A 21990-nucleotide genomic window follows, 5' to 3' on the forward strand; every position below is an offset into this window, starting at 1 on the left:
TTTGCTGAATGTGATGAGAAATGTAATGCCTCATTTACGCAACAAAAAATCAGGACACATCATCAACATTTCTTCCATTGCAGGATTTTTGGGTGCATTCCCGGGTTGGGGAATTTACAACGCCACAAAATTTGCCGTTGCAGGTTTAACCGAAGCATTTTCGGCAGAAGCAACATCTTTAGGAATTAAAGCAACGATTGTTTACCCGGGGTATTTCAAAACAAATTTTCTATTACAAGGTTCACTTCGCCTTGCCGAAAATCCGATTGTGGAATACAAAGAAGCAAGAGATTTGGAAGTAATACACGATACCCAAATTATCGGCAACCAACCGGGCGACCCTGAAAAAGCGGCACTTGCTTTTATTCAATTAGCAGAAAGCGAAAATCCGCCTTTGCACTTCTTTATGGGTAGCGACTCTTTCGGAATGGCAAATAACAAAATCGGAATTTTACAAAATGAATTGAGTGCGAACGAAACATTAAGCAAATCAACTGACTTCTAAATTCTTCAACTAAAAAAAGAGATAGGACGATAATCGTCTATCTCTTTTTTCTAAATTTGAACAAGAAATGAAAAGTAAAAACATACATACATTCAATACTATTAGTGAGTTTCACAAAAGGAGTGGCTTACCGAAACCCGAGCACCCATTGGTTAGTTTGGTTGATTATGGTTTGGTGGAATATCAGACCGAAGAAAAGGAAATCAGTTGGGTACAAAATTTTTATACTATTGGACTAAAGCGTAACATTCAAGGTAAATTTCGTTACGGACAGCAACAGTACGATTTTGATGAAGGCTTGCTGTCGTTTGTGGCATCGGGGCAGTTGGTACATCTTACAGTTGAAAAACCCAAAGTAAAACCGACAGGGTTCCTATTGTTCATTCACCCCGATTTTATTTGGAAAACGTCTTTGGCAAAAAACATAAAACAATACGATTTTTTTGGCTATGCTGTAAATGAAGCTCTTTTCCTTTCAGAAAAAGAAGAAACTGTTATTACAGACATCTTCCTGAATATCCAAAGAGAATATCATTCCAACATTGATACATTCAGCCAAAACATCATCATTGCACAAATAGAACTGCTTCTTAATTATTGCGAACGGTTTTACCAACGCCAATTCATAACCCGAAAGAAAAGTAGTCATCAGATACTTGAAAGATTAGAAAATGTCCTTAACGACTATTTTAATAATGATAGTTTGGTAAACAAAGGTTTACCCACGGCTCAATACATTGCAGGCCTACTAAACGTATCGCCCAACTATTTAGGCAGTTTGCTTAAAACATTAACAGGACAAACTACGCAACAACATCTTCACGAAAAGTTAATTGAAAAAGCAAAAGAAAAATTATCAACAACCGACCTGACGGTAAGTGAGATTGCCTACGAATTGGGGTTTGAACATCCACAATCATTTAGTAAACTTTTCAAGGTAAAAACTAAAATTTCACCGTTACAATTTCGAGAAAATTTTAATTAGACTAGCTACTACACTAAAATATGAGCAACTTTTTAAAAACAGATATTGACCTATTTAATAATTTAGCAGATGAAGAATTCGTTGAATTAAAGAGCTACTTTCACTATAAAAAATATAGCAAAAGAGATTTTATCATCAAAGAAAATGATACGGTTCAGGATGTTTATTTCATATTTTCTGGATTAGTCAAGCTTTCCTATTTTGATAATGAAGCCAGGGAGTTTATTTTATCTTTTGCTTTTGAAAACTGGTGGGAAACCGATTTTTCCGCATTTTATAACCAAACAAAAGCAACATTGACACTCCAATGTCTTGAAGATACCGAAATTTATAGTTTAAGTTATGATAACTATTTGAGCGTTTTAGAAAAATACCATTTATCAAATTATTTCCTTGACAAATCAATAAAAGGACATATTGCCAATCAACGAAGAATTTTATCACTTCTTACTTTATCACCCAGAAAACGATATGAAGAATTCATACAACTCTACCCTTCTCTTATTCAAAGAATTCCAAAATCAGTATTATCTCTTTATTTGGGAGTTTCAAGAGAAACATTGAGCAGATTATACAGAGCCACCAAAAAATAAAAGTGATCTCAGTCACTATCATATTCCACAAAGTAGTCTGAATTTTGCATTAAATAATTATGCAACAATTCAAACAATTTTAAAAATGGAAAAAAGAATCATCAATCCTTGGGGTTGGCAAGACTCAAGAAATTACGTTCAGGCAGTAGAAGTAAAAAATGCTGAAAGTACTCTATTTGTTTCCGGACAAACAGCAATAAATGACGAAGGCATTTCAAGCGACAAAGATATGCGCTCACAATTGGTCGATACAATTAAAAATTTAGAAAAAGTGATTCTGGAAGCTAATTTTGAACTAAAAAATATTGTTCGTCTAAATATTTATACCACCTCAAACTCCGAACTTTTTGAAAATTTTGACATTATCCAAAATTGGATAACCAAGAATGAGATAAAACAATCTTCCACAGTATTGGAAGTCAAAAGTCTTTTTGAGACGCTAAAAGTTGAACTAGAAGCAACAATTGTTAAATAACCATCTGAAAAAAAACATCTTTAATTGGCATACGTAAATTGCTGTTTTTAACGTTAATACAAATAATAATTTTCATAATTTTAGTCTTGATAATAATGGAATGATGTACTCCATTAACATCTTTACAAATAATAAAAGATTCAAAAGTAAGAGAAAGAAAATACAGAAAAATTGATACTCAAATAAAAAATACAAACTTTAAGTCACATGCAAAAAGCACAAAAGAAGTCTGAGAGTTTACAGAACGAGAAGTTGAAAGTAAAGATTAACTCAAACGATAATCCTTACGTTTCGTCTGATATTGAACAAAAAAAGCTTCAACCCCGCAGATTGACTTCTTACTTTTTTGTATTAATAGAAAAAGGCTCTATAACTTATAATTTAGACTTACAGGACATTACAATTGCTGATGGAGATTTGCTTTTTGCAGTACCTAATCAAATTTTTGTTCCTCCTTCAAAAACGGACAATCTTAAATATTTCAAAGTACTATTCGATGAAAACACATTAGCCTTGCTACCTCAAAGTTTTCCTTTTTTAGTTAATCCTTTAAACTCACAAACTATAAAATTTGATAATTCTGTGAGAGAAAGGATAAGAAAAGTTTTTGAAATTCTAAATCAGTTAATTCACGTAGATAAACATCCTACGGACACAGAAATAATATTGGCTTATCTAAATTTGCTATTATCAGAATTGAACAGTGCTTATTTCAAGCAAAATGAATCAACTACTACTATAAACACAAATCTATCAAAGTTTATTGAATTCAAATTGGTAGTAGAATCAAACCTTACTGAGCAACCATCTATAAATACGATTGCTGACAAATTATGTTTAACTCCAAACAGTTTGTATCGGCTTGTAAAAGACCATTCCGGTATTTCACCAAAGGATTTTTTTACTAATCGTTTGATATTGGAAGCCCAAAAGAAACTGCGTTATTCTGATCTTTCTGTTAAAGAATTAGCCTATGAATTAGGGTTTAACGACCCTGATTATTTTTCAAGGTTTTTTAAAAAAAGCACAGGAAAAAGCATAAGTGAATTTATGCACAGTCAAGATTTGTCAGGTAAATAAAGTGATTTGTCCATTTCAACTGTTTTTTAGCACGCTACTTTTACTACTCCATTAATTTAAAATAAAAAAAGTATGAAGTCAGCATTAGTAACAGGTGCCAATAAAAGCATTGGCTTAGAAGTTGCAAGACAACTTGCCCAAACAGGAGTTTATGTTTATTTAGGTTCCCGTGATTTAGAAAAAGGAAAACAAGCGATTGAGAAACTAAAAGAAGAGGGAATAACAAATGTAGAAGTTATTCAACTCGATGTAACAAATGACGAATCTGTAAAAAAGGCTCGTACCGAAATTGGAAAGAAAACGAAGACATTGGACATTCTCATTAATAATGCCGGAATTTATGGTGGTTATCCACAAACAGCTCTGGATGCCACTATTGACCAATTCAAAGAAACTTATGATGCAAATGTTTACAGCGCTGTCAGATTAACGCAAGCATTTATTGATTTATTAAAAAAATCTCCCGAGCCACGAATAGTCAATGTAACATCAAGCCAAGGCTCAATTACTTTGCATAGTGATCCTGCCTATAAATATTATGATTACAAAGGTGCTGTTTATCTTTCATCAAAAGCTGCTTTAAATATGTACACAGTCGTATTGGCTTACGAATTGAAGGATACTGCTTTCAAAGTTAATGCAGTTTGCCCAGGATATACTAAAACAGATTTCAACGGACATCGAGGAACTGGAACTTTAGAAGATGCCGGAAAGCGAATAGTAAAATATGCTTTGATTGACAAAGATGGACCAACAGGCAAATTTTTTAGTGAAGAAAATAATCCAGAAACAGGCGAAGTTCCTTGGTGATAATAATATTTATTAAAAAAAGAAATAACGAACGGCTAACAAGATATTGCTAAAATGGAGACTGCGAGAAGTATATTTACATTTGTATTATATTTGTTCTGAAGACATTGTAACGAAACATTATAAAAAAAATGCTAAAGGACACTGGAATTTTCCCGACATTAATAACTGAAAGATTAACGCTTCGACAACTTTCAAAAGAAGATGCTGAAGAAGTATTTCAATTGCGTACTGATCCACAAATTAATAAATACCTTGACAGAAAGCCAAGCAAAACATTAGGTGATGCTTTAAACTTCATCAATAATATAAACGAAAATATCAAAAATAACGAATCCTATTATTGGGCAATTTTAATGACTGGAAAAGAAAAACTCATTGGTACAATTTGTTTATTTGACTTTTCAAAAGATAAAAAAAATTGTGAAATTGGATATGAGCTTTTGACAGAATATCAAGGAAACGGAATTATGTTAGAAGCTATTAAAAAAGTCATTGAATATGCCAATCAAATACTTGGAGTAAAAACAATTGATGCATTAATACATAAAGAAAATCGAAATTCAATCAAACTTGTTCAAAAATTAAATTTTAAAAAATTGGAGAATATCAATGAGGAGAATCAAAATCTTATCTTATTTAGATTGACATATTAAAACAAAACATGGCCAGCTAACATCATATTTAAAAAAAAGAGGTTATCCTTTTCCATTCAGATAACCTCTTTTTATAATTTCAAAAAATTCTAATATAAAAAACATAGAAACTTAGAACTTAGAACCTCAGCAACTCAAAATCTAAATCTTCCCGTAATACATTGCCTTCACAATACCATCGGAGAGTCCAATTTTTGGGACATAAATCTGTCTGGCACCACTCCATTTCATGGCGTTAAGATAAATTCTCGTTGCAGGTACGATAACGTCGGCACGGTCGGGATTCAATCCTAATTGAGAAATTCTTTGCTCATAGGTAAGAGAATTCAAATAAGAATATTGAGAATTGATATAGATGTATGACAAAGGTTTTTCCTGTAATTTACCCGACATTTTAAACAATTTATTGATATTTCCACCAGATCCGATCAAAGTTACCTCATCATATTCGGCAGTGTTTTGTTTGATCCATTTTTCAATTTCGGCCCAAACTACATCATGAACCATTTCATTCAACAATCGAACAGTACCGGCTTTAAACGATCTGGAAGCAACCATTTTACCATTAGAAAATAAAGTAAATTCAGTACTACCACCACCTACATCTACAAACAAATAGGTTTCGTCAGTTTTTAATAAATGATGCAAATCTGTTGAAGCGATAATGGCTGCTTCTTTTTTGCCATCAATAATTTCAATTTTAATATCAGCTTTTTTTCTTATTAATGCTACGACTTCTTTGGCATTATAAGCTTCACGCATTGCTGATGTTGCAAATGCCATGTATCGTTCGACTTTATGTACTTTCATTAACAAATTAAAAGCCTTCATAGCATCAACCATACGCTCAATGTTCTCGGGAGAAATTTCTCCTACCGTAAAAGCATCTTGTCCTAAACGAATAGGAACACGAACTAATGAACTCTTATTGAATTGTGGTTCTTTATCATCTTCTTCTACAATATTAGTTATTAATAAACGCATGGCATTCGATCCAATATCAATAGCGGCATATTTTTTAAGTCTAATCATTTCTCTAGGATGCGATTTTATATTTTTAGAATTTAATTCTATTAATGTTATTATTAATCTTCTTTCAACTCTTCAATCAACTCAACTTTTCGTTGATAGTATTTATAGGTTTCCAATTGTGCTCTAAAAATTGGACTATCATTTCTGACTTTATATTTATTATCCAATTTAAAAGAATGATATCTTACTTTTACATTTCCTTTCCAGGCGATATCAAAATTGTCTATCAATTCATTTTTAATCTCTTCATCATAAATTGGGCAGGTAACCTCAACTCTGGCATCAATATTTCGAGTCATTATATCTGCCGAAGAAATATAAACTTCTGTAAATCCTGCATTCCCAAAAATATAAACTCTGGAATGTTCCAAGTAATTATCGACAATACTTATTGCTTCGATGTTTTCGCTCAATCCCTTGACTCCGGGAATTAAAGAACAAATTCCTCTTACTTGCAATTGGATTTTCACCCCTGCCATACTGGCTTCGTACAATTTGTCAATCATAGGTAGATCCGACAAACTGTTCATTTTTAATTTCATATAGGTCTTTCTACCCGCTAAAGCATGAAGTATTTCTCTATCAATTAATTTAATAAAACGACTTCTGGTATATTGAGGTGAAACGATAAGATGCTTATAACGTTGTACTTTATAGTTAATATCAAAAAATTCAAAAACTTTGGTAATGTCTTTTAAAATTTGTGGATGGCAGGTGAAAAGTGTAACGTCTGTATAAATTTTTGCTGTAGATTCATTAAAATTACCTGTTGAAATAAAACCATATCGTTTGATTTTATTTTTCTCGTTTCTTTCAATTACACAGATTTTACTGTGTACTTTTAATCCTTTAACGCCAAAAATAAGTTCAATCCCTTCGGTTTGCATTTGCTCTGCATAGGAAATATTAGAAGCTTCATCAAAACGAGCCTGCAACTCAATTTGGACAGTCACTTTCTTTCCGTTTTTGGCGGCATTAACCAATGAACTAATAATTTGCGAATTTTTAGCCAATCGATATAATGTAATTTTGATAGTTGTAACTTTTGGATCTAAAGCTGCTTCGCGCAAAAATTTGATTAGATAAGAAAATGATTGATAGGGAGCATTTAATAAATAATCTTTTTTGGCGATTTTTTCTAGAATACTTCCTTCCAAACTCAAGCCTGGAATTGGAAGTGGATCATTTTTTTTATACAATAAATCAAATCTACCAAGATTTGGAAATTCCATATAATCTCTCCTGTTGTGGTATCTTCCACCAGGAATAATACTATCGGTTGAATCGATATGCATCTTGTCGAGAAAAAACTTAAGTGTATCTTTTTCGATTTCCTGATCATAGATAAAACGTACCGGCTCCCCTATTCTCCTGTCTTTCACACTTGAAGATATTTTTTCGAGCATACTTTTACTCAAATCGCTATCGATATCAAGTTGTGCATCTCTTGTGATTTTAATCATGTGAGCCGAAACGCTTTCATAATTAAAAATATTAAAAATACTACTGAGATGCAATCTGATTACATCGTCAATGAGCATAACGTATTGTTTCTCATTTTTTGAAGGCAAAACAACAAAACGATTAATCATTTTAGGAATTTCAATGATTGCGTACCGAACTTCCTGATTCTTTTTCATCACAAGTTTTACGGCAAGATATCCTAATGAATCCTTTAAAACAGGGAATTCTGCTAAATCATTTAAAATGATAGTAACGAGTTCGGGACTTAGCTTTTGAATAAAAAATTCCTTTAAAAAAATCTCATGATCTTTAGTAATTTCATTTTCATGGATAATAAAAATATTTTCGGTCGCTAATCGTTCTTCAATATTATTAAGAATCCTAAGACTCTCTGATTGTTGTTGAATTACAATCTTAGTAATATCTTTAATTAATTGTTGTGCAGTTACTCCACCAAAATATTTTTCCCCAGATATACCACTCAAACTTAATCGTCTGATTGCAGCGAATCTAACTCTAAAAAATTCATCTAAATTATTTGAAAAAATCCCTATAAAACGCAATCTATCTAATATAGGAACAGTATCGTCTGCTGCTTCTTGTAGTACCCGAGCATTAAAAGCTAACCAGCTTTTCTCTCTGTCAATATATTTTTGTTCAAACACTTTTTAATTATTTTAAATCTCTAGGGAATAGTACTTTTTTTGTTTTGCCATTACTAATAGATTCCCAACTATCAGTGCCAAATTCTATATGAACGAATCCAGCTGTTGGCACATTATCAATGTAAATATCCCCAAATTTATTGACAAAATTCGTAATAGCCTCGTTATGTCCAAAAATAATTATGTTATCATAACCATTACTATATAATTTAATAACCTTTTCTAATTTTCTTTCATCAAAAGTGTAAAGCTCATCTTTATATCCGATGCTTTCTAGGGGATAATTTATATTCTGGGCAAATATCAAGGCCGTTTCCATTGCTCTTTCAGCAGTGCTACTCCAAATTGTATATGTTTTTGGAAGATCATTACTAATATTTGAAGATACCAAATGAGCACTTTGCATTCCTTGTGAAGTTAACGGTCTGTCCTTATCATGCAAAGGTGCTTCCCAACTGGATTTTGCATGCCTAATTAAAATTAGATTTTTCATATATCGTTACTTTATATTATTACCTCACTTAATCAATACGGGGGAAATCTATAGTGCTTCTTTCGTAGAAAATCCACTTCAAAATGTTTAAGACATACAATTTACAAAAAAAGATTAGAAAACTTGATTTAATTTTCCGTTGATGTGTGCATTATTAATTTCAAATCACGAATTTAAACCCTTAATTAGCCACTACGCAATAAATTGACAACCAACAACATACAAAAAATAATTTATTATTTTACAATATTATTGTTAAAATAGCGGTTAAAAAATTACAGTACATTATTACAAATTAATTTTTTAGGATACTGCTGATTATTAAGTATTTACCTAGAAAAATACGATGTTATTACATTATTATCAACGTTAAATATATTTTACTATATCAATTTTTAAATAATTAACAGTTTTCTAGAAGTTAAATTTTTAATATCGAGCAAAAAAATTAACAAAAAATTTGTTTCTTTCCAAAAAAAATTCCTACATCGAAACCTCTTCAACGAGTATTTAGGCTTTTCAAGGACAAACATATTGAATTCATTACATTCTTTCTAAATTTGATTTGACGATAAGTTAGATATTAGATTTTTACCCAAATAAGCACTAATATTTAAAACCTACTTAAGTTAAATTTTAATATGAGATTTTTTTGATTTACTTCCCAAATCTGAATCAAATTAATAAGCAAACATTTTGATTTAATCCCAAATTGAAATCAAAATAAAAATAAAAACCTACTCATTTTTATACTGGATACGATTCAAGAATATACGTTTGAATTTTTACCAAAAACCAAGCGATATTAAACCTATTGGTTTCAAACCAGTTACATTTTAGAGTACATTTTTTTGATTTAAATCCCAAATCTGAATCAGAAAATAGCAAACCTATTTACTAATTGAATTTTCAAAGTTTATTTTTTGATTTTAAATCCCAAATCTAAATCAAATTATATGACTAATGCTAAATCTGAATTATGAGATTTTATGCCTTTTTGATTAGTTAACATTAACATTAAAAAAAATTTATGAAATTGAACATTACTTTAAAAAACACAGATTGCAATTTTATTTTCCCCAATTTACAATATAAATCATCGACATTTAAATCATTTGGGAAAACTATTTACTTTGCATTAATCTTATTTATTATTACATTTTCTTCGTTTGGACAATCAAACAATTGTTCTGCAAAATTGATTGTCGAAGACGATGGATATGTAGACAGCGCAGCAGCCAGCGGTGTATTATACAACATGATAATTACCAATAACGGCTCATCTACAGATACCTATACTTTGTCGTCTGTAAATGTTAATTCGACTTCTAAAAATCCTGATGATAGTGAAACAAATAACAATGTACTTTTGAATACAGCTTTTCTGGATTCCCAGAAAAATGTCATCACAGAGATCACTGTTAATCCCGGTGAATCAGTGACTTTTTATTCTAAACTAACGATTCCAGTTGGTACAGTCCTCGCTAAATGGTCAAACAATAAAATAATTGCGACCTCAACAAAATGTAACTCATACAAGGTTGAAATCATTTTGCATACCTACGTTTTAAAACCAAATAACGATTAGTATTTATTTGATTTTTTTTCTTTCCATTCTAAATATTTTTATATGAAAAAAACTATACACTGTCTTGAAAATTGTATGGGAAATAAAGGAAAATGGTGCTTAATAATACTATCAATATTATTCAGTAATTTTTCATTCGGACAAACAATAACCCCTTTAAAAACAGTAACAAATAGTGCTACAAACTGTGGTATAATAGATGTTAAACTTGATATTACCGGTACAAACCCCGGTAGCAGAAACTCAGATGTTATTCTAGTGATAGATGTATCGGAAAGTATGAATTATACAATTCCTAATGATACCAAAAAACCGATGCAATATGCAAAAGATGCTGCAAAATCATTTATTAATGCTGCATCATCAAACCCAAATAATAGAGTTGCAATCGTATCTTATGGTACTTTAGGAAAATTAGAAATTGGTCTTACTTATTTGGATAGTGCTGGAATAGCAGCTCTTTTTACAAAAATAAACAATCTGACATCTACAGATTATACTAACATGCAAGATGGAATTGTAAAAGCAAGCACTGAATTAAACAGTCATGGCCGATTTGATTGTGCTACAGCTAGAAGCATTGTTTTTCTCACTGATGGGATCACTAACAGAACTGGACCTACAGCTAGTATTCCTTGTAGTGTTCCAAGTAAAACTAGTACCTGTGTCACAACAGCTATAGAAGCTGCAAATATTGCCAGAAAAACTACAATATCATCTGTCGACTATAATAATCAAATATTTGCAATTGGTTTATTGGGAGGTATCACTGGAAATATTGATACGAATGGAAGCCAAAGAAATATTGCAAAATATACTCTCGATATGATTCAGGGTGGTACAAATCAGGCTACAATAACTTATCAAGGGTCTGATTTAACAAATATCTATAACAATATCGCAACACAATTGACTTGGGTTGCACAAAATTTAGTTGAAAAAGAGACTGTTCCTAGTGGATATACTATAAGCGATATCACGGCATCAAAAGGTGTAGCCACTCAATCAGGACAACAAATTAATTGGAATATAGATATATTAAATTCAGAGAAGATTACTTTAAATTATAAGTTAGCTCCATCAAGTACAATTTGTGGAAGCCAGATTGTTAGTACTTCATCGCTGGAATATACTAACTCAAGTTGTAAACCAGAATCAAAAGCAATAACAACAGCCTCAGTAAATATTCCTTGTCCAAAACTCACGTTAGCATCTAAAACTGATATAAATTGTTTTGGCGGAACAGATGGAACCATAACATTAAATGATGCCACTGGAGGTAATAGCCCATATACATATGATTGGTCTGATATAGCAACTTCTCCAGAACCAAAAAACAGAACTGGACTTAAAGCAGGAACTTATACCGTAATTGCAAAAGACAATACCGGATGTAGTGCAGCCCCATTAGTAATTACAATCACAGAACCAACAGTTTTAAATGCTTCGATTGCTAAAACAGATGTGAGTTGTAACGAAGGTAATGACGGAACTATAACTGTTAGTTCACCAACAGGAGGATCGGGAACATTTGAATATCGCCTGAATTCTGGAGATTGGCAAGTAAGTCCAAGCTTTACAGCACTTGCAGCCGGAACTTATAGTGTGCAGATTAGAGATAAGGCAAATATTAGCTGTTTCAAAGTGTTGAATGAACAAATCATTATACAACCACAAAACCCTATAACTGCTACCGCTGTAATTAATAGTAATAATAACTGCACTAATTGCAGTAACGGTTCAATTAACCTTACAGTTATAGGCGGAACAGAACCTTATACTTTTGTATGGTCAAATGGTGCTACAACCGAAGATATCGCAAACTTAGCAAATGGTTCATATAGTGTTGAAATTAAAGATAAAAAAGGCTGTATAGCAAATTATACTTTCACAATTTCAGAATCAAGTATTAATATTACTAAAGAGGACACTTATGTTGATAGCAATCAAGATGGTATTACAAATGCTGGCGATATAGTTGCCTATAATTTTGTTATCAAAAATACTGGAACTGTGACACTGACAAATGTTACACTTACAGATAATAATGCTGTTATCACAGGCGGACCAATTGCAACATTAGCTGCTGGAGCAACAGATTCAACAACTTTTTCTGCTACGCATACCATTACTCAATCAGATATCAATTTGGGCTTTGTTTATAATTTAGCAATAGCAAATTCTAAAGACCCAAATGACATTTCTGTAACAGACACTTCTTCGGATCCTACGCCTTGTACAATTTGTCCAATAGATCCTAATTGTCAAGACTGTACTATCACACCTTTAAATCAAACTCCAGGCTTGGAAGTAATAAAAACCGCGGCAGTCGAAACCTATAGCAAAGTGGGTGAAGTCATTAATTTTTCTATAATAGTTAAAAATACAGGTAATCAAACTTTACATCAAATAATTGTGAAAGATCCGCTCACAGGATTGAATACAATTATAGCTATTTTAGAACCAGGTACAAGTTCTAAATATTCACAAGATTATATAGTAACCCAAGAGGATTTGAACAAAGGTTCGATAATTAATGTCGCGACTGCTGATGGACTTACTCCAAGCAATAAACCAATTAGCGCTACAGATGACGCAATAGTAAACAAAAAAATAAATCTAATTGATGCTGTCGATGATAATGCAGGTAAAATTGTAGGTGTGAATCAAACTACGTCAAATGTAATTAATGTTTTCACTAATGACACTTTGAATGCATCGCCTGTAAATCCGTCAGATGTAATTTTGACAACAATAACATCAAATCCTTTTTTACAATTGAATTCTGATGGCTCAGTTGATGTATTACCAAATGCGCCTACTGGTACACAAACTATGACATATCAAATATGTGAAAAACTAAATAACACAAATTGCGATACTGCTACAGTTACAGTAATTATTGAAGGTCCAAGTATGACAATTACTGGAGAAGCGATTTGTATCAATGACGTTCCATATTTCAATTACACAGCAAAAGCAAATAATTTCAATCCTGTAAATGGGTTGACATTAGTTTGGACAGACAGCACTAATAAAGTCGTTGCTACTATGACCAACTTACCGTTGAGCGGAAGAGTATTATGGCCAGGTGCAGTTGTTGATGATAACGGTAATGGAATCGATTGGCCAGGTTGGATTTTAGAAAATGGTAAATGGACACAAGGACCTGATGGATTTGAAAACATTAGACCTGTAGCAACTGTAACTTATACTTTAAATCCAAGTGAAACGATCACTGTCAATTATCCGCCGGCAGATCCTTATTGTACTTCAAGACCGACATTCAAAATTGATGCTGTAGACGACACAGCTGGACCAATAGATGGCGTAAATGGTGCAACTAATATTCTTAATGTATTCAATAATGACACTTTGAATACCGTAGCTGTTAATCCTGCAGATGTCACTTTGACTCTAGTTACACCAGATGCAACTGGTTATATGACAATGAATCCAAATGGCTCAATAGATTTAAAAAATGGCACTCCAGCAGGAACATATACTTTGGTATATCAAATTTGTGAGAATGCAGATAATGGAAATTGCGATACAGCTACAGTAACTATAACTGTTATTTGTAGTGACAAAACAAAAGTTTCTGGTATTGTTTACAATGCAGGAACTAACACTCCTTTAGCAAATGTACCAGTAACTTTAATTCCTCAAGGGGCAACACCTGGATCAACTCTCATGGTAATTACTCGAGCCGATGGATCTTATAGCTTTACAGGAATGATCGCTGGCGATTATTTGGTACAAGTACAAGATGCCAATTTAAACAGCGCTTATCAATTGTATCCAGTAAATTCAAGTTTGTTCTTTACTACCTTAGAAACATGTAAATATCAAAAACATGACTTTGGATACGATAAATCAATCGAGCCTGTATTAGGGGATTTTGTTTGGTATGATGCAAATAATAATGGTATTCAAGATGAATGGTTTGACGCTAACAATGACAATTTAGTTACTCAAAACATTCCTGACGCTAACGGATCAATCGATTACAGCAAATGGGAATGGGTCGACCTAAATGGTGATGGAAGTTATAAAGGAACTACAAACGTTGGAGAATTAAATGCAGCTGGTTTTGGTAATGCAAAATCCGCAAATATTTTTGTAACAGGTCCTAATAATTATTCAGACAGCGTTATTATTGGTATTCAGGGATACTGGAGAAACAGACCTACTGCAGGTAATTTAGGTGATTATAAAGTTGAACTAAAAATGGACAACAACTTAGAAGCACAATCTTCAGCATTAGGTGCAACAGGTTTGGTTAAAATCTTACCAACTACTACCCACAAAGGAACTTCAAAAAAAACTGCTAAACTAGCCAGTAGAGAAGCATGTAGCCCTACAAATGAAAATCCACAATTTACAACTATAACCACCACAAATATGGTTGATCTGGATTTGGATTTTGGTATAAGCTGCAAAATGTTAGCTGATATACAAGCTAACGATGATACTTATAATGTAACTCAATGTTCTATTGCTAATGAAATTCGAAATGCGCTAAGTAATGATTTACTAAATGGAGCTCCTGCAAAAATTGCTGATCTTAAATTCAATTTATTGAGTAATTTGAATCAATACATTGATATCGACACAAATGGAAATACAACGTTCAAAGAAGGTTTAGCCACAGGACAATATGTATTTGACTACCAGGTCTGTGAGGCGGCAAATCCTACAAATTGTAGCACAGCAAAAATAACAATAAACGTTGCAGGTATAGAAGCGCTTAACATTTCAGGTGCCGCTTGTAATGCAGACACTACTCCTATTGATTTATCAAAATTATTACCTGAAGGCGTTCCAACTACTGGTACGTGGATTGATAAAGATAACACTGGAGGATTAATTGGTAACATTTTAAACCCAATTGATATTCCAGTTAACCAATACAAATACGAGTATAAAATTGAAGGTAACTGCCCTAGAAGTATATTGTTAACAATGGATATCAACGATGATTGTAAAGTGCTTCCTTGCAAAAACATTATCGTACACAATGCAATTTCAGCAAATGAGGATGGTAAAAATGATTATTTCCAAATTGAAAATTTAGAAAATAACGATTGCTACAAAAATTTCAAAGTCGAAATCTTTAATCGTTGGGGAATTCTTGTATTCGAAAAAGAAAACTATGACAATGAAGCTAATGCATTTAGAGGTCGATCAGAGGGTAGAACAACTATTAATAAAAGCGAAGGTTTACCAACAGGAACTTACTTTTATATCATTAGTTATGATAGTGTTGATAATGTAGGTCAAACTCAAAATATTAAAAAAAATGGTTATTTATATCTAGTGAGGTAATATAAATATTCTTCTTTAATATGCATAACACAAAATATAAACCCTCAAACTAAGCGCTATAAAATAGCCATTTTTAACCGACAAATAGCTAATTATGAAAACAAAACTATTTTCTATCATCATAATATTTACAACCATTGCAACTTTTGGGCAACAAGATGCTCAATACACCCAATATATGTACAATACAATAAATGTAAACCCTGCTTATGCCGGTTCTAGAGGTGCACTGAGTGTTTTTGCATTACATCGTACACAATGGGTAGGTCTTGATGGTGCTCCTGTTACAAATGCGTTCTCAGTAAATACCCCTTTTAACAGTAGCAATTTAGGTGCTGGTTTTTCAATCGTAAATGATGAAATAGGTCCTTCGACTTCTAATTCAATATCGGCAGATATATCGTATACTATACCAGTTTCAGAATCGTTCAGGCTATCTTTTGGAGTAAAAGGTACTGCTAATATTTTCAATGTTGATGTGACTAAATTAAATCCAGGAGATCAAACAGATCCTCAATTTCAAAATGTGGATAACGATTTTTCACCCAATATAGGTGCTGGTCTTTATTTGCATTCGGATAAAGCGTATGTAGGGTTTTCCATTCCGAATTTCTTAGAGGTCGATAAGTATAATGACAATGATGTTGCCATTTATAAAGAAAAAATAAATTATTATTTGATTGGAGGTTATGTATTTGACTTATCACAATCTGTAAAATTTAAACCTGCTTTTATGACCAAATTAGTTGAAGGATCTCCGTTGCAAGTTGATGTTTCTGCCAATTTTATGTTGATTGATAAGTTAACGGCTGGTATATCCTATAGATGGAGTTCGGCGATGACTGCCATGGTTGGATTTCAAATTTCAGATGCTTTCTACGTAGGCTATTCTTATGACTTTGAAACTACAGAACTTGAGAATTATAATTCTGGATCTCATGAGTTCTTCTTACGCTATGAAATTTTCAAGAAAAACAACAAAATGACAACTCCAAGATTCTTCTAAAACAAAATCAACTTGTTGTTTTCTATGAGACAGTAAATGACCAAAGACATTATAGATTTTTATAAAACAAATATTATGAAAAACCTTATTATACTTTATATAACCATACTCAACCTTTTTGTAGTATCAATATATGCTCAAAAAGGTAAAATCGCCAGTGCAGACAAAAAATACGATAAATATGCCTACATCGACGCGATAAAAACATACGAAAGAGTTGTTCAAAAAGGGTATGAATCACCAGAAATATATGAAAAAATTGGTAATTCTTATTTTTTTAATTCTCAGTTAGACGAAGCCGGTAAATGGTATGGAAAATTATTTGCTTTAGATACAGAGCTTGATCCCGAATATTACTATCGATATGCGTATTGCTTAAGATCAATGGGACAAAATGATAGAGCCAATGATATTTTGAAAATCTATAATGAAAAAACTGGCAACAAAGGAAAAGGAGCCTATTATGCTAAAGAGGTTAATTACTTAGATAAAATAAAAGAAAATTCAGGAAGATATAAAATAAAAGATGCAGGAATCAATACTCAATACACTGATTATGGGAGTTCTTTTTATAATGATAATAAATTAGTTTTTACAACAGCAAGAGATACAGGAAGTTTAGGCCAAAGAAGACATTCCTGGACAAACCAATATTTTACAAACCTATATGAAGCCCCATTAAGTACCGACTCATTAACTCCAGGAAAACCAACTAAATTTTCCAGAAAAGTTAAATCAAAGTTTCATGAATCTAGTGCTATTTTTTCTAAAGATGGCAAAACAATGTACTTTACCAGAAATAATTATTTAGATGGAAAAAAAGGTAAAAATGAAGACAAAGTTACTTTAGTAAAAATATATAAGGCAAGTTTTGTGAATGATGATTGGGGAAATGTAACTGAATTACCATTTAACAGTAACAATTTCAGTACTGCACATCCAGCATTAAGCCCTGATGAAAAAACCTTGTATTTTGTTTCTGATATGCCTGGAACTATAGGAGAATCTGATATTTTCAAAGTTAGCATCAATGATGATGGCACTTATGGAATTCCAGAAAATTTAGGAAATGTAATCAATACTCCGGGAAAAGAAACCTTTCCATTTGTAACTGATGAAAATGAAATTTATTTTGCCTCAGACACACATCCAGGTCTGGGCGGTTTAGATATATTTGTTTCCAAAATAAATCCTGACGGAACATTCGATGAGGTTCGAAATGTAGGTGTCGATGTCAATTCTAATAAGGATGATTTTGCTTATTTGATTAATACAAAAAACCGAATTGGATTCTTTTCTTCAAACCGTGATGGCGGGAAAGGATTTGACGACATTTATCAGTTTTTAGAAACCAGAAGACTACCTCCTATTTGTAAACCCGAATTAAATGGTGTTGTAACCGAATTAAAATCTGGACAAATAGTTCCTAATGCAAAAATAACGCTTTACAACGACCAACATAAAGAAATCAATACTGCACAATCAGATGAAAAAGGATATTATTCATTTTTTGTAGAAAAGGAAATCACTTATAGTGTTAGAGCTTCTAAAAAAGATTATAAGTCAGATGAGAAAACAACGACAATAGGCGCTTTGGATTGTAAAACAGAATTAAATTTAGTGCTTGAAGATTCAATATGTAAAGTAGCTGTTGGAGATGATTTAGGAAAATGTTTTGGTATAAAATGGATTTACTTTGATTTAGACAAATCAAATATTAGAAGAGAAGCAGCATTAGATTTAGCTAAAATATTAGATGTAATGGCCGAATATCCAAACATGAAAATTGATATTCGATCCCATACTGATAGTCGCGCTTCTTTCAAATACAATCAAGGTTTATCACAACGAAGAGCAAAATCAACAAGAGATTGGTTAATAAAAAATGGAATTAGTCCAAACAGATTAACAGCAAAAGGTTATGGAGAGACTCAATTAGTTAACCGTTGTTCTGATGGTGTGAAATGTACAGAAGCAGAACACCAACAAAACAGGCGAAGTGAATTTGTAATAACGGCTTTATAAACTTATTCTAAAAAACAAAAAACTACCTCAACGGTAGTTTTTTGTTTTATAATTAGGGTGTGTCTTCTAAATTTTGACAAATATATTAGTATAATATTTTTTGCCATTTGCTGGATTCTCTCGGATTGAAATTCCAAAATGAGTAAAATCTCCTTCTATATTTTGTTTATGAGCTTCGCTTTTTAGCCAAGCATCAAAAGCTCCCTTTGCACTAATATAATTGTAAGCAATATTTTCGCTTACCTTTTTTGCTCCTAAAACTTTCATAATATTGGTAGAACGGGCATCAAAATCATCATGATTTACAACATTATTTGCAATCATATATTCATCATGCTCTTCAGATTTAAACGAAACATGATTGATTTTTTCTAAAGGATTTAATCCAATACTAACCCTGTAATTGTTGATTAAGGTCATCGTTTCTAATTCTAATGGAGAATAATCGTAGTTCAGAACAATTGCTGAAGATTGAGTAGTTTCAGTTGCTGTATCTTCAGTTGTACAAGAAAAGGCAGTGCATAAAATAATTACAAAAAAAGAGAGACGAAAAAAATTCATAATAACGGTTAGTTTTGCTAAAGTAGATTGGGGACAAACTGCTTTAAATTAATGTATTAACAAATTTATACTCAAATAAACTTACAAAACTTTAAACTGCAAAATAAAACCGATGAACTACACAAAAAATAACAAACAAAATGTTTTTTTCTTACATTATGGTGATAAACGAGAGATTTTCCAAGAATAATCTTCCTCTAATTTATAACGGATGCGGTCATGCAAACGATTGGGTCTCCCCTGCCAAAATTCAACTTCTAAAGGATTTACCAAAAAACCACCCCAATGTTTAGGACGTAGTATTTCTTTTCCTTCAAAATCTTTCTCTAATTGTTTTAAATTATCTTCAAGATAATCCCTGGAAGGAATCACTTCACTTTGATTGGAAACAATTGCCCCTAGTTTACTGCCCTCAGGTCTTGATTCAAAATAACCATCAGAAATATTTTCGGAAGTTTTTTGAGCAATTCCTTTTATAATAACCTGACGTTCCATACTTTCCCAAAAAAAAGAAAGACAAACATTTGGATTATTAGCTATCGCCCTACCCTTTTCAGAATTATAATTGGTGTAAAAAATAAAACCTTCTTCACTGAATTTCTTCAATAAAACGACACGCGCTTTAGGGAAACCATCCAAACCAATTGTTGAAACAGTCATCGCATTGACTTCTCCGCTTCCTTCAAAAGCCTCAACTTCATGAAACCATCTATTGAAAAGGTTAATTGGATCTTCAGGAATTGAAGATTCTAATAATTCACTCTTTTCATAGGATTTTCTATAATTACTTAAATCATTCATTTTAATACTTTTTTATAAAAATGATATATAAAAACCAAAAGATTTTAATTCTCCAAATCTTCGATCAATTCTTCACTTAATACTCCTTTGCAAATTTGTCTGACTTCGCCAGTCATTCTTATCTCCATTTGATCATTAATATCAATTTTAAGTGTTCCGCCAAGCATTTTTATTGTTACTTCTCTGTCAATTAAATCCTTTTTTCTTAATACACTAGCCACAGCACACGATGAACTTCCTGAAGCTAATGTAAATCCTGCTCCTCTTTCCCAAATTAATATTTCGACTTCTTTTCTATTTATGATCTTTGCAAACTGTACATTTATTCTATTAGGAAACATTTTATAGTTTTCTATATACGTTCCATATTTTTTTATCTCTTCAATATCTAAATTTTCTTTGAGGATCACACAATGAGGATTACCAACGGAAACACAGTTGATTATGTATTCTTTATCTTCAATCTTTATTAACTCATTTTCAACTGTTTCTTTTTCAAAATTGGTTGGGATTTCCGATGAATTAAAAATCGCATTTCCCATATTGACATCAATTAAAGTTGCTTTATTATTTTTTATTTCTTTAATACACGCCTTTACGATTCCTCCTTTTGTTTCAACAGTAAATTCATTTTTATCAATTAGTCCATAATCATAAACGTATTTACAAAAGATCCTTAAACCATTACCACTTTTTTCCGCTTCAGAACCATCTGGATTATAAATTCTGAGTCCTATATCTGCTTTATCAGATTTCACTTTTAATAAAATTCCATCTGAACCAATTCCGAAATTCACATTGCAAATCCTTTTGATCGCTTTTTCAGATAAATTGAATGTTATAGTATCGCTATCTAATACTAAATACTCATTACCTAAACCATGTGATTTTACAAAATTGTTTTTTTCCATTTTTTATATCTTTTTAAAACTCAAAACTTTTACCATCATCCGCTAATAAAACTTCTTTAAAAATAGTTTCAGCTTCTTCTTTAAATAAATCCAGACTTGAATAACGTGTCGAATAATGTCCTAAAATCAATTGTTGTGCATTGGCTTTCAAAGCGATTCTGGCAGCTTCTTTGGCAGTAGAATGCATTGTTTTTGCAGCCAAATCTTCTTCTGAACTCAAAAATGTAGATTCATGATATAATACCGAAACATTTTCAATTATAGGAATAACTTCTTCATTGTACTTGGTATCCGAACAAAAAGCATAACTCAAAGTCGGATCCGGATCATATGTTAATTTATCATTTTTGATAACCCGACCATCTTCCAAAGTGATGTCTCTACCATTTTTTATATTTTGATAATAGCAGCTATCAATTTCAAAATTTTGGACGGCATTCATATCAAGTTTTCTTTCTCCTAATTTCTCTTGAAATAAAAAGCCATTAGTATAAACTCTATGTTTTAAAGGGATTGTTTTGACAGTTACTTTTTCATCTTCAAAAATAATTTCACTTTTCTTAGAATCCAATTCGTGAAAAATCAACTGATAATTGGTCCATGAATTAGACAATTTAAGTTGCAAATCGATTATTTCTTTTACACCCTTTGGTCCGTAAATATGTAAATCATTTACTCGTCCTAAAAGCGCGAAAGTCGAAATCAAACCTATCAATCCAAAAAAATGATCTCCATGCAAATGAGAAATAAAAACATGATTAATTTTGGAAAATTTTAATTTGTTTTTACGCAATTGTACTTGAGTTCCTTCGCCACAATCTATTAAAAAAAGTCTGTTTTTAATTTCTAAAACCTGAGAAGTCGGATTAGTTAAAGTGCGCGGAGTGGCGGCATAGCAACCTAAAATAGTGAGTTTCAATTTATCTATTCTGTTAAATTAGTTTAAAAACTGATAATTATTTTTTGTGGTATAGAGCCCTAAACTATTAAACAACTTTAAACTCTTAAACCT

General features: G+C 31.8%; 18 protein-coding genes. 11 read left to right on the forward strand and 7 right to left on the reverse strand.

The features are described 5' to 3' along the window. From VLC96_RS15520 to VLC96_RS15550, 7 genes are all read left to right on the forward strand, one after another. On the forward strand, positions 1-505 hold a 505-nt coding region (locus tag VLC96_RS15520; RefSeq protein WP_325264365.1), incomplete at its 5' end, for an SDR family NAD(P)-dependent oxidoreductase. Positions 506-572: 67 nt separating this feature from the next. Continuing rightward, positions 573-1490, forward strand: coding sequence for a helix-turn-helix domain-containing protein (locus tag VLC96_RS15525; protein WP_325264366.1), 918 nt, complete (start codon positions 573-575; stop codon positions 1488-1490). Between the two features lie 20 nt (positions 1491-1510). Then, positions 1511-2083 carry a Crp/Fnr family transcriptional regulator gene (locus VLC96_RS15530; protein ID WP_325264367.1) on the forward strand — a complete coding sequence of 191 codons (573 nt, stop codon included), beginning with the start codon at positions 1511-1513 and terminating at the stop codon, positions 2081-2083. A gap of 85 nt (positions 2084-2168) precedes the next feature. Beyond that, positions 2169-2558 carry a RidA family protein gene (locus VLC96_RS15535; RefSeq protein WP_325264369.1) on the forward strand — a complete coding sequence of 130 codons (390 nt, stop codon included), beginning with the start codon at positions 2169-2171 and terminating at the stop codon, positions 2556-2558. Positions 2559-2765: 207 nt separating this feature from the next. After that, the gene (locus VLC96_RS15540; protein WP_325264371.1) at positions 2766-3638 is read left to right on the forward strand and encodes a helix-turn-helix domain-containing protein; all 873 of its coding nucleotides are present in this window, start codon (positions 2766-2768) and stop codon (positions 3636-3638) included. A gap of 72 nt (positions 3639-3710) precedes the next feature. Further along, a complete protein-coding gene (locus VLC96_RS15545; RefSeq protein ID WP_325264373.1) occupies positions 3711-4448 on the forward strand; it encodes an SDR family oxidoreductase in 738 nt (245 codons plus the stop codon). Between the two features lie 131 nt (positions 4449-4579). Next, positions 4580-5104 carry a GNAT family N-acetyltransferase gene (locus VLC96_RS15550; protein WP_325264375.1) on the forward strand — a complete coding sequence of 175 codons (525 nt, stop codon included), beginning with the start codon at positions 4580-4582 and terminating at the stop codon, positions 5102-5104. 141 nt (positions 5105-5245) lie between these two features. On the opposite strand, the gene VLC96_RS15555 is transcribed toward VLC96_RS15550, so the two are convergent. The 3 genes from VLC96_RS15555 to VLC96_RS15565 are packed head-to-tail and all read right to left on the reverse strand — an operon-like array spanning position 5246 to position 8758. Beyond that, positions 5246-6136, reverse strand: a complete 891-nt coding sequence (locus tag VLC96_RS15555; RefSeq protein ID WP_325264377.1) for a Ppx/GppA phosphatase family protein — start codon at positions 6134-6136, stop codon at positions 5246-5248. A gap of 53 nt (positions 6137-6189) precedes the next feature. After that, entirely contained in the window at positions 6190-8265 is a 2076-nt protein-coding gene (gene ppk1, locus VLC96_RS15560; RefSeq protein WP_325264379.1) for a polyphosphate kinase 1, read from the reverse strand. A gap of 7 nt (positions 8266-8272) precedes the next feature. Continuing rightward, the gene (locus VLC96_RS15565; protein ID WP_325264380.1) at positions 8273-8758 is read right to left on the reverse strand and encodes a SixA phosphatase family protein; all 486 of its coding nucleotides are present in this window, start codon (positions 8756-8758) and stop codon (positions 8273-8275) included. Between the two features lie 1030 nt (positions 8759-9788). Here VLC96_RS15565 and VLC96_RS15570 point away from each other — a divergent pair. From VLC96_RS15570 to VLC96_RS15585, 4 genes are all read left to right on the forward strand, one after another. After that, entirely contained in the window at positions 9789-10346 is a 558-nt protein-coding gene (locus tag VLC96_RS15570; protein ID WP_325264382.1) for a hypothetical protein, read from the forward strand. A gap of 42 nt (positions 10347-10388) precedes the next feature. Beyond that, complete coding sequence (locus VLC96_RS15575) at positions 10389-15674, forward strand: DUF7507 domain-containing protein (RefSeq protein ID WP_325264383.1); 5286 nt, start codon at positions 10389-10391, stop codon at positions 15672-15674. Between the two features lie 94 nt (positions 15675-15768). After that, positions 15769-16680 carry a PorP/SprF family type IX secretion system membrane protein gene (locus tag VLC96_RS15580; protein WP_325264385.1) on the forward strand — a complete coding sequence of 304 codons (912 nt, stop codon included), beginning with the start codon at positions 15769-15771 and terminating at the stop codon, positions 16678-16680. A gap of 75 nt (positions 16681-16755) precedes the next feature. Then, positions 16756-18705, forward strand: a complete 1950-nt coding sequence (locus tag VLC96_RS15585) for an OmpA family protein (protein WP_325264387.1) — start codon at positions 16756-16758, stop codon at positions 18703-18705. Between the two features lie 66 nt (positions 18706-18771). Here VLC96_RS15585 and VLC96_RS15590 read toward each other — a convergent pair whose 3' ends face one another. The 4 genes from VLC96_RS15590 to VLC96_RS15605 form a co-directional block, all read right to left on the reverse strand. Next, positions 18772-19266, reverse strand: a complete 495-nt coding sequence (locus VLC96_RS15590) for a CAP domain-containing protein (protein WP_325264389.1) — start codon at positions 19264-19266, stop codon at positions 18772-18774. Positions 19267-19422: 156 nt separating this feature from the next. Then, positions 19423-20067, reverse strand: coding sequence for a pyridoxamine 5'-phosphate oxidase (pdxH, locus tag VLC96_RS15595; RefSeq protein WP_325264390.1), 645 nt, complete (start codon positions 20065-20067; stop codon positions 19423-19425). A gap of 44 nt (positions 20068-20111) precedes the next feature. Next, the gene (gene dapF / locus VLC96_RS15600; RefSeq protein ID WP_325264391.1) at positions 20112-20978 is read right to left on the reverse strand and encodes a diaminopimelate epimerase; all 867 of its coding nucleotides are present in this window, start codon (positions 20976-20978) and stop codon (positions 20112-20114) included. Positions 20979-20991: 13 nt separating this feature from the next. After that, entirely contained in the window at positions 20992-21897 is a 906-nt protein-coding gene (locus VLC96_RS15605) for a ribonuclease Z (RefSeq protein ID WP_325264392.1), read from the reverse strand. Between the last annotated feature and the right edge of the window lie 93 nt (positions 21898-21990).

The organism is Flavobacterium sp., from assembly GCF_035456085.1.
Lineage (GTDB): Bacteria > Bacteroidota > Bacteroidia > Flavobacteriales > Flavobacteriaceae > Flavobacterium.

Excerpts from the sequence above, each read along its gene's own strand:
- VLC96_RS15525 (WP_325264366.1), top strand. The coding sequence starts at position 573 with ATGAAAAGTAAAAACATACATACATTCAATACTATTAGTGAGTTTCAC.
- VLC96_RS15530 (WP_325264367.1), top strand. The coding sequence starts at position 1,511 with ATGAGCAACTTTTTAAAAACAGATATTGACCTATTTAATAATTTAGCA.
- VLC96_RS15535 (WP_325264369.1), top strand. The coding sequence starts at position 2,169 with ATGGAAAAAAGAATCATCAATCCTTGGGGTTGGCAAGACTCAAGAAAT.
- VLC96_RS15540 (WP_325264371.1), top strand. The coding sequence starts at position 2,766 with ATGCAAAAAGCACAAAAGAAGTCTGAGAGTTTACAGAACGAGAAGTTG.
- VLC96_RS15545 (WP_325264373.1), top strand. The coding sequence starts at position 3,711 with ATGAAGTCAGCATTAGTAACAGGTGCCAATAAAAGCATTGGCTTAGAA.
- VLC96_RS15550 (WP_325264375.1), top strand. The coding sequence starts at position 4,580 with ATGCTAAAGGACACTGGAATTTTCCCGACATTAATAACTGAAAGATTA.
- VLC96_RS15555 (WP_325264377.1), bottom strand. The coding sequence starts at position 6,136 with ATGATTAGACTTAAAAAATATGCCGCTATTGATATTGGATCGAATGCC.
- VLC96_RS15565 (WP_325264380.1), bottom strand. The coding sequence starts at position 8,758 with ATGAAAAATCTAATTTTAATTAGGCATGCAAAATCCAGTTGGGAAGCA.
- VLC96_RS15570 (WP_325264382.1), top strand. The coding sequence starts at position 9,789 with ATGAAATTGAACATTACTTTAAAAAACACAGATTGCAATTTTATTTTC.
- VLC96_RS15575 (WP_325264383.1), top strand. The coding sequence starts at position 10,389 with ATGAAAAAAACTATACACTGTCTTGAAAATTGTATGGGAAATAAAGGA.
- VLC96_RS15580 (WP_325264385.1), top strand. The coding sequence starts at position 15,769 with ATGAAAACAAAACTATTTTCTATCATCATAATATTTACAACCATTGCA.
- VLC96_RS15585 (WP_325264387.1), top strand. The coding sequence starts at position 16,756 with ATGAAAAACCTTATTATACTTTATATAACCATACTCAACCTTTTTGTA.
- VLC96_RS15590 (WP_325264389.1), bottom strand. The coding sequence starts at position 19,266 with ATGAATTTTTTTCGTCTCTCTTTTTTTGTAATTATTTTATGCACTGCC.
- pdxH (WP_325264390.1), bottom strand. The coding sequence starts at position 20,067 with ATGAATGATTTAAGTAATTATAGAAAATCCTATGAAAAGAGTGAATTA.
- dapF (WP_325264391.1), bottom strand. The coding sequence starts at position 20,978 with ATGGAAAAAAACAATTTTGTAAAATCACATGGTTTAGGTAATGAGTAT.